General features: G+C 69.9%; 6 protein-coding genes and 2 pseudogenes. 3 read left to right on the forward strand and 5 right to left on the reverse strand.

Annotated features, from left to right (window positions below; genetic code table 11):
* Nucleotides 1-4 precede the first annotated feature (4 nt).
* On the reverse strand, nt 5-1198 hold the full coding sequence (locus tag IG64_RS38525; RefSeq protein ID WP_234438437.1) for an ISL3 family transposase: 1194 nt from the start codon (nt 1196-1198) through the stop codon (nt 5-7).
* A 773-nt stretch (nt 1199-1971) separates the two neighbouring features.
* Here IG64_RS38525 and IG64_RS08395 point away from each other — a divergent pair.
* The 3 genes and pseudogenes from IG64_RS08395 (at nt 1972) to IG64_RS08405 (ending at nt 4077) form a co-directional block, all read left to right on the forward strand.
* Nucleotides 1972-2421 (forward strand): ABC transporter permease, encoded by a 450-nt coding sequence (locus IG64_RS08395; RefSeq protein ID WP_037853652.1) that lies wholly within the window; start codon nt 1972-1974, stop codon nt 2419-2421.
* 244 nt (nt 2422-2665) lie between these two features.
* Nucleotides 2666-3129, forward strand: a pseudogene (locus IG64_RS42045) (transposase); the annotation flags it as partial.
* Nucleotides 3130-3871: 742 nt separating this feature from the next.
* Nucleotides 3872-4077: pseudogene (locus tag IG64_RS08405) on the forward strand (hypothetical protein).
* Between the two features lie 41 nt (nt 4078-4118).
* Here the strand turns inward: IG64_RS08405 and IG64_RS08410 are convergent.
* Genes IG64_RS08410 through IG64_RS08425 form a run of 4 tightly spaced genes read right to left on the reverse strand, consistent with a single transcriptional unit; the run spans nt 4119 to nt 9011 of the window.
* On the reverse strand, nt 4119-6482 hold the full coding sequence (locus tag IG64_RS08410) for a glycosyl hydrolase family 28-related protein (protein ID WP_078883872.1): 2364 nt from the start codon (nt 6480-6482) through the stop codon (nt 4119-4121).
* Nucleotides 6479-7300, reverse strand: a complete 822-nt coding sequence (locus IG64_RS08415; protein WP_158771508.1) for an ABC transporter permease — start codon at nt 7298-7300, stop codon at nt 6479-6481. Before IG64_RS08415 ends, IG64_RS08410 begins: the two co-directional genes overlap by 4 nt.
* Nucleotides 7301-7308: 8 nt before the next feature.
* Nucleotides 7309-8085, reverse strand: a complete 777-nt coding sequence (locus IG64_RS08420) for an ABC transporter permease (protein WP_051812517.1) — start codon at nt 8083-8085, stop codon at nt 7309-7311.
* A complete protein-coding gene (locus IG64_RS08425) occupies nt 8082-9011 on the reverse strand; it encodes an ABC transporter ATP-binding protein (protein ID WP_037853658.1) in 930 nt (309 codons plus the stop codon). Before IG64_RS08425 ends, IG64_RS08420 begins: the two co-directional genes overlap by 4 nt.

Here is a 9011-nt window from a genome sequence, read left to right on the forward strand (position 1 = left end):
GACGTCACGCCAGCAGGACTCGTTTACGCAGAAGGTCAAAGCTGGCGCGGCCGAACATCTGGCGCTTCAGCATCTTGACCCGGTTGACGTGGCCTTCGACGACTCCGGAGTTCCAGGGCAGCGTCAGGCCGGCGATGACGGCGTCGCGGTCTCGGTCGATGCCGGCCGCGAGAGTGTGGAGGCTGGGCAGGTCGTCCTGGCGGACGGCGTCGAGCCACTGCGGGAGTTGTTCGCCCTGGCGCTCGGTGAGCATGTGGGCGAAGGACCGGACGTGACCGGTCAGGGCATCGAGTTCGGGGCAGTTGGTCAGGACGGCCTTGAGTCTGAGCCGTTCGATCTCGGTCAGGGTCTCGGGTCGGCTCAGGATCCATCGCGTCACCACGCGGGGTGCCGGCGGTTGCGTGGTGACCGGCCGTGGCGAGGTGGGTTTCTCTCGCAGGTAGGCGCTGACCCGGCCGTAGCTGCCTCGATAGCCCAAGGGAACGATCTCTTCCCAGAGCTTCCAGGCGTTGGTGCAGCCCTCGTCCCAGCGTTGGTCCAGGTAGGGCTTGTACTCGTCGAGGACGGAGGTCCTGTTGTGCTGCCACTGGCCGCGGAAGAGGTCTTCCGGCTTCGGAGCGTCGGCGAGGCTCTTGACGGTGCGGTGGGTCATGTTCAGCTGGCGCCCGATGGATCGACGGCTGTGGCCGGCTTCTAGCAGCGCGTGGACCGTGGCGTGCCGGGCTCGGACGCGGTTGGCGAATCGCTCGCTCCGCCATGGCGAGTCCGTCTTCTCCTGGGGCGGCGCCGGTTCGTCGGCCTTCGCCATGGGATCGGGGACCAGGACCCGAAGGCACTGGCGGTGGCGGGCCACCACCCGCTCAGCGGCTTTCCCCAGGTTGTGCCATAAGTGCCAACGGTCCGCGACTTGCGTCGCCTGGGGTGCCCCAGCGGTGGCGCCTTCCGCGAAGAACGGCGCGCGGTCCCGGCAGACGACCTCGATCCCTGGCCGCTGTGCGAGCCAGGCGGCCAGGCTTGATGCCTCTCGATCAGGCAGGAGATCGAGCGGACGACGGGTCTCGACGTCCACCAGGACAGTGCCGTAGCGGCGGCCCTTACGGGTGGTGTACTCATCAACGCCGACCACCCGAGGCATCGGCACCTCCGGCTCGGGCAGCGCCTCGACCAGGCGCAGGACCGTGCTCCGGCTGATGGACATGCCGAGCACGGCAGCCAGGCGGGCGCCGGCTCGACCAGCCAGGCGAGGCCGACTGCGGTCAGGATGGAACGTAGTCGTTCGGTGCGCTGGCCGTGCCTGCGGGTGAGACCGGATATCTGCTCCACGAACGTCCGACGTGGGCACTTGGTGTTCCCGCACCGGAACCGCCGGACTCGCAGCTGGAGTACGACGCTTCGTCCGGCGCTCGGGACATCAGCGAGGAACCGCAGGTAGGAGCTGTGAACCCGGGTCGACCAGACTCCCCATCCCGGGCAGGCGGCGCCGGCCGTGGTGCACTGCGCGTCAAGGCGCACGCTCTCGATATCCCCGTCCACCGACAGCACCGCGATGTCCGCGATCGCCGGGAACAACAGCTCCTTCAGCTGGAGTGCAACGTCTTCCACGGCCCGGACTGTCAGCCCAGCTGCACTGACCACCGTCCATTTTCGGGCGACTTCGCATACCGCCCGGAGACCTCAGCCGTCACTCACCGTGGCCGCTGCACGAAAGCTGAGCCAGAACCTGATTCGTGACGGCGCTTGTACACGTGTTTGGGAGGCGCCCAGATCCACGGTCGGGTGATGTTCACGAGTTTTGACGGCGGTGGTGGGCTTGCCAGGACAGCATCGGGGTGTTCTCAGTGAAAGTGCAACAGAACAGTTTCCAGCCCGGCTCCGTCCAGCGGATCCTCGTCCGTACCGACAGCGGCGCGGCCTCGAAGACCACCGAGAACCGACTGCGCACCGCCACGGGCAACAGCCCGCTGCTCCAGAGTGAAGGACCGGGAGGAACTCGTCGACGAGGCCGCCGGTGCCATGGGCGACCTGCTGACCCTGATGTACGGGCTGCTCGTCATCGGCGCCGTGATCTCCGCCCTCGGCATCGTGAACACCCTGGCCATGTCGGTGGCGGAACGCACTCGCGAGATCGGCGTACTGCGCGCCCTCGGCATGGACCGCACCGGCATCCGGCGGATGATCCGCCTGGAGTCGGTGACCGTCGCCGCGTTCGGGACACTTCTCGGCCTGGCGAGCGGGCTGTTCGGCGCCTGGGCGGTCGGCTCGCTGGCCAACGGAGCGATGGCGCGGTACTCCCTGGCGCTGCCCTGGGGGACGCTGCTCCTCGTGTGCCTGGTGTCCCTCGTGATCGGCGCGGTCGCGGCAGCCGTCCCGGCCCGCCGGGCAGCCGCCCTCAGCCCGCTGGAAGCCGTCGCGGAGACGTGACGCACGGCCTCCGCCCCGCCGCGCCACACTTCGCCGGAACCGAGGGTCACGGCCAGACGCAGAGGACGGTTGCTACCGACAGCGCAGGTCACCGCGTCGAGAGCCACCTCGCCTTCTCCGTCGGCGTCCCGGAGCCGATCCGGGGCACTCGAGGCCGTCCGATCGCTGCGCGGAGACCTGCGCCCCTGCCGGGCCGCGGGGTGCGGTGCGCCGCCGAACTCGACGAGCGTGCCCGCCTCTTCTTTTCACCGGCTGCCTGAAACTTCTGTACAAGTACATCAACCAGGGCCGCGCCGACACCGACCGCAGCCATATCTCCCCGCGTCAGCTCGCCCGGATGCTGCTGACCAGGCCCGGCAACCTCAGGCCGAGCAACACGAGCTCCTTGCCAAGCCCACCGCCGCCTGCGCCGAGATGACCCAACTGACCTCGGGCAGGAACTTCTCCCTGCCCCTTGCACCTCACGCCGACAACGTTGAGGAGGCGTTCACGAACTGGGTCTCCCAGGTCCGCGGCGCCGACCTGCCCCACTTGTGTGCCTCCGCCCGAGGTCTGGAGCAAGACCGTGAGGCCGTGAACGCCGCACTCACATTGCCGTACAGCAACGGCCTCACCGAGGGCGTCAACACCCAGACCAAGTGGATCGCGCGTCAGATGCACGAAGGAGCAGGCTTCCTCCTGTTCCGCCCCCGCAGCCTCTTCGGATAACAGCACTCTCCGGCACCACCGAAAGTGGGCCAGGCCCGCTCGTTTGACAGACCACGGGGAGCGGGTGCAGGGCCTTCCCAGTCTTTGACGGGCGTTTCCGAAGCAGACGGCCTCACGTCTCTTACCGCGGCCGGTGCGCATGCCACCCCGTTCGGCCCCCTTGGTCGTCCTCCCTCGGGGGGAGCCTTGCTGTGCGCCAGTTGCCGGTAGCCCAGAGAGGAAGCGCGGAAGGATCAGGATGAGCGAGTCGGACGACGGACGAGCAGAGGGTGTGACGATCGGGGTCGTGTTCGCCCGCTCGGGGCGGCTGGCGAACCTGGGGGGGGGTAACCCCCTGGACTCCGCCACGACTCTGCTGCGGCCCGCACTGGTCTCGAACCCGGCCGTCCGGCCCGGTATCCGGCTGGCGAGCAGGGTCAGCCGCTCGTGTGCCGAAGACGGCCAGCGCTCGCAGGCGGGCTGGCCAAGAGTCCCGCCGCGGCGTGGGTGAGGATGGTGCGGGGCAGTGCCTGGACATGCTGCCACGGTGTCACGCCGGTCGCCGCGTTGGCCGGCGGTCTCGCGGTGGGTGTGGTCAAGCACGGCGGCATGGCCGGCACGGTTGTCGTCGCCCTGGTGACGCTGGTTCTCGCCCTTGGTGTCGTCGTCATCTCCCGCCGCACCCCGGCAACGTCAACGACCACCATGAGGTCACCGTCCGCTTCCCCCCGGCTGGCGTAGGCCCGACCCCCGGGAGCTCGCCATGCACCCCGACTGGTCCGCTCTCGCCCGGGCGCCGCGGTCAGTCTCGGCGTCACCGTCGCCGTGGTCGTCGTCTTCACCCTCGGCGTCTGCGGCCTTACGGGCCCCGGCGCCATCCCGGCCGGCGCCTGGGCGGGGTTGTGCTTCCTGGCCTGCGCGGTGGTGGTGGGCTACGGCATTCGTCTGATCGTGCCGCAGCTGCACTGACCGCACGGATACGTCGACGATCAAGACTCACTGCTGACGTGTCAGTGCTTGCCGTGTACTTCGAACGCGGAGAGGGCCGCCCCGCTCCAGGCCGTGTTGTGCGTGATCACCAGACGTACGAACCGTGCTGTGCGGTCGATCCGGAGAACGACCTCGTTGGAGAGGTCGGGGGTGAAGTGGCAGGACGCGGGGGGAAGGACGGGCGTGAGGCCGGCTTGTGTGCGGCCGGCCTCGACCGCCACGGTCTCGGTACGCGGGTGCCAGGTCTCGGGTGTCCGCAGCACGATGTGCGTCAGGGGCACCAGCTCCTCCAGGTCCACTTGTAGCCACTGCGGGAACCCCAGACCGTCGCTCTGCCACCAGGTCGTGGGGGTGCCGTCGACGGCGGCTTCGGGCGGGAAGCCACCCATGGCCGTGCTTGCCCGCACAGGCCGCCCCAGTGCCCTGTCTCCGGCAGGGTCGAACCCGACGCCGGACAGATCGACGTGGACCGGGCCAGGGGAAGCGTCCGTGTGCACGGTCAGCACGCCGATGCGGCGGCCGGTGACGGTCGGGGAGAACACCGCACCGAAGGAGGCGGTCGCTCCGGGCGGGATGACCCGCGGCTGTGCCGGCTGGGGGGTGAAGTCACCGGTGGCCTCGATCTCATGCACCCGGACCGGCCGGGGCCCGGGGTTCTCGATCTGGATGCTCCTGGGCCCGGCGGTGGCCTGGGGCAGCGTGGCAGGGAAGTTCAGGCGCGTAGCCGAGACGCGCAGGGAACCGTCGGGGGGAAGGTCACGGCGCTCGTCGGCCCAGCCTTCGTTGCCCGGGCCGAGCCGGAGTTCGAACTCTTCCGCCGGACGGTGCACCCCGGTGATGCCCAGACGCGAGGCACTGACCCCAGCGCAGTGCGCAGAGCCGCTCGACTGCAGTTGGAGCGCGCAGGTGCCCGCGCCGTCGATATCCATGCCGTCGAGGCGCACGCCGTCGATCCGTGAGCCGCTCAACTGCACGGCCGCGTGGGCACTGTCCTGGAGAACGTTGGACCGGACCGTGATCTCCGCGGTCATGGGCGCATCGTCGGCGAGCAGCCACAGGGCACCGACGCCGGTCCGGTACTGCGGGTGGCGGGAGCCGGTCCGGGTCAGGCGATTGCCCTCGATCAGGATCTCTCCGGCCAGGTGCGCCGCACCGTAGCGGTTGGCCACGTGGATGCCGCCGCCTTCGGCGACCGAGTCGGTCAGGTGGTTCCGCGTGACGCGTTGGTCGTGCCCGCCGTACACCGCGATGTGATTGCCCAGCAGCGGCAACAGGACGGTGTTGGAATCGACGGTGATGTCGTGGTTCGGCAGTTCGTCGGACCACAGGGCGATGCCGTCGTCGCCGGTGTTGTGGACACGGCAGCCGGCCACGGTGACGTGCGAGACGCCGCGGTGCAGGTTGATGCCGTCGGCCGCGGTGTTCATGATGCGTACGGCACGGATGGTCAGGCCCTCGAAGGGACCGTCGAGCCAGATGCCGCATTTGGTGTGGGCGATCCACAGATCCTCGAGCACCGAACCACCACCCAGCGCGCCTCCGATCCCGTTGTGCTGGGCCGAGTCGTCCCGCCCTGTGACGTCACCGAAGATCGCGAGCCCGGAGACGTGCACCCGGCTGCTCGGGTGGGGCGCACGGCGGCCGTAGAGGCCGACGCCCGCGCCGCGCAGCGCGGTGTACCAGGGACCGGCGCCGCGCACGGCGACCCGGTCGAGGATGACCTGACCGGTCACCGTGTAATCGCCCGGTGGCAGCCAGACGGTGCGCCCCGCGGTGCTGCCGGCGTCGACGGCGGACTGCAGAGACGAGGTCGAGTCGTGCACGCCGGTGGGGTCGGCACCGAAGTCCAGGGCGGACAGGGCGTTCTCGGGCGGCGTCGCGGGACCGCCGGTCTCCTCGAAGCACACGACGTCGACGACGACGGGAACGTCCGTTCCTGCGGCGGGCCGCAGGCGCACGCGTGTCCCGGGCGCACAGGTGCGACCGAGAAGGAGGTGTGCGTCGTCGTAGAAGTGGTGTGCCCGGCCGGCCGCCGGGTCGTTCGTGAACGGATAGGCCCCGTAGTACCAGGAGTAGCGAGACGTCAGCGTCAGCCGATGGCGTCGCGTCCGGTCGACCTCGGCCAGGAGGACCGCGGTGCGGCCACCGCCGTCCGCGGCGTCCGGCAGCGAGTAGCGCACGGTCAGCGCGTCCGCGGGCTCCGTGAGCACGAACTCCACGTACTCGCCGTGACCGGACAGTTCCACCACCGTGCGGGCCATCGACTCCGCGACCAGCCGGCTGCGCTTTCCGCCGGCGTGGACGAGGGTCCCGTTGGTACGGGCGTCCGCGGCGCGGTGCACGGCTGGCCCAGCCGCGGCGGGCAAGGGCTTTCGATCGGTCATGCGTGCAAGCTCCTCTCCATCTGTCGGCCGGCCAGCAGCAAGCCCGCCGCGGACAGGACGAGCAGATAGGCACAGGGAACGGCCGTGGCCCAGAGGCCCGTCCCGAGAGAGAGACGGCGGACCAGCTCGACGGCCTGGGCCAGGGGCGTGCACTCGGCGAGCACTTCGAGCCCCGCGGGGTAGTCCTCGGTCGGCACGAACGTGCCGGAGAACACGAACATCGTGAACGTCACCAGGTTCACGCGGTCGAACTGGTGGGTGCCCCGCAGGAAGACCGCCAAGGCGAGACCGAGGGCCGAGAAGGCCGCGCTCACCAGGAGCGAGGCCATGAACAACCAGGGGGCGCGCCCGGGTTCGACCAGGCCCAGAGCGCACAGGAAGGCGAGGAAGGACAGAGCGTGCACGGCACCCTTGGCCACCGACCACAGCGCCTCGCCGCACACGGTCTCGGTGGAGGTCACCGGTGTGCAGGCGGTGGCGTCGTGCACCTTCGTCATCCGCAGCCGGGTGAAGAACGTGAACGTCGACTCCGACACCGCGCCGTTCATCAGCGAGGCGGCGAGCATGGCCGGAGCGACGAACGCGGCGTAGTCGACGGTCCGTCCGCCGACGGTCAGATCGCCGATCAGGGTGCCGACTCCCAGGCCGACCGCGCCCAGGTAGAGGACGGGCTCGAACAGGCCCGACAACAGCACCCAGATCGAGGAGGCATGGCGGGCCGCCTCGACGTTGCGTAGGAACACGGCGTTGACGTGGGCGGGGCGGATCGTCCTCCCCGGCCGTCGAGTCGGGCCGGTGAGTGCGGGGGATGCGGTCACGGTTCCTCCTAGTCCGCCAGGCGTCGGTCGAAGGCCCGGCGGGCGAGGGCGATGCCGGCGACCGTCCAGGTGGCGAGGCACAGCAGATGCACGACCGCTTCTCTGGCCGTCCCCGTGCCGAGCAGCAGCATCCGGGACAGGCCGGCGGCGTGCACCAGAGGCAGCGTCTGGGCCAGGGCGCGGGGCAGCGCCGGGAGCACGCCGAGCGGGAAGTAGATGCCGCTGAACATCGCCATGGGCACGATGCCGAGACGGAACAGCACGTCGAACATGCCGGCGTGGCGAATGGTGGCGCTGAACGTCATCACCGGGGCGGCGATCGAGACGGCGAACAACGGCAGCAGGGGGAGGATCCCGAGAGCGGTCCATCTGTGCCCGACGCCGAACGCCTCGATGACCAGAAGGAAGCCGACTCCGCCGAGCGTCGCACGGGCGACGACGGCTGCCAGATGACCGGTCAGGATGTCGGCCGGGCGGGCCGGGGTGAGCCGCATGGCGTGGTAGACGCGGCTCCATTCGAATCCGCCGAACACCGCCCAGGCCGACTCGGCCGCTCCGATCTGAACGACCGACGCGGCCAGCAGTCCGGCACCGACGTAGGAGAAGTAGGGCACCCCCGGATCGCGGCCGGGGTCCACATGCCTGCCGACCGACCAGCCGATGCCGACCAGCAGACACAGCGGCAGAAGGAAGGAGTTGAACACCGAGTCGCGCCAGGTGTGCCGGTAGCTGGTGAGCAGGTGCGCGCCGACGGCCACCGCCCGGGACTCCTTCAGGGACGTCACGAGTCCACCAGCGTCCGGCCGGTCAGGTGCAGGAAGACGTCCTCGAGGCCGCTTCGGCGCACCAGGACGCTGCGCACGTCGATGCCCCGGCGGTGCACCGCCGCCGCCGCCGCGTCCCCGTCGTCGGCGTAGAGCAGCGCCCGGTCGGCGAGCAGCTCCAGCCGCAGACCGAGGCCGGACAGCTCGGCCTCGGGGAACTCGTCCTGGCGCACGCGCAGTTCGACGACCTCTTTGGTGCAGTGCTGGGCGATCAGCCCGCCCGGTGTGCCGGTGGCGACGACACGGCCGCCGTCCACGACGACCAGCCAGTCGCACAGCTGCTCCGCCTCGTCCATGTAGTGCGTGGTGAGGATCTGTGTCACGCCCCGCCGGCGCAGCTGGTCGAGCCTCTCCCACAGCAGATGGCGTGCCTGGGGGTCGAGCCCGGTGGTGGGCTCGTCAAGGAGCATCAGTTCCGGTTCGTTGATCATGGCGCGAGCGATGCTCAGACGCCGCTTCATCCCACCGGAGAGGGAGTCGACGCGGTCGTCGGCCCGGTCCGCGAGCCGGACGAAGTCGAGGAGTTCGCCGGCGCGAGCGGCGGCGGTGGCTCGCGGGATGCGGAAATAGCGCGCGAACACCGTGAGGTTCTGGCGGAGCGTCAGTTCGTGGTCGAGTGTGTCCTGCTGGGGACAGACCCCGATCCGCGCACGGATCGCCGGACCGTGGGTGGCTGTGTCCAGGCCGAACAGGCGCAGCGAACCCGCCGTCGGCTTGGACACACAGCTGATCATCCGCATCGTGGAGGACTTGCCGGCCCCGTTGGGCCCGAGCAGTCCGAAGACCTGGCCCGGCCGGACCTCGAATGCGACACCGTCCACCGCCGTGTGGTCGCCGTAGCGTTTCACCAGCGCTTCGGCCCTCACGAGCGGTTCTTGCTCCGGCAT

It is taken from the genome of Streptomyces sp. NRRL S-340 (assembly GCF_000720185.1).
GTDB lineage: Bacteria > Actinomycetota > Actinomycetes > Streptomycetales > Streptomycetaceae > Streptomyces.

What these genes read in the sequence shown, in the direction of transcription:
- IG64_RS38525 (WP_234438437.1), bottom strand. Translation starts at nt 1,198, where the DNA reads ATGTCCATCAGCCGGAGCACGGTCCTGCGCCTGGTCGAGGCGCTGCCC.
- IG64_RS08425 (WP_037853658.1), bottom strand. Translation starts at nt 9,011, where the DNA reads ATGCCGGAGCAAGAACCGCTCGTGAGGGCCGAAGCGCTGGTGAAACGC.
- IG64_RS08410 (WP_078883872.1), bottom strand. Translation starts at nt 6,482, where the DNA reads ATGACCGATCGAAAGCCCTTGCCCGCCGCGGCTGGGCCAGCCGTGCAC.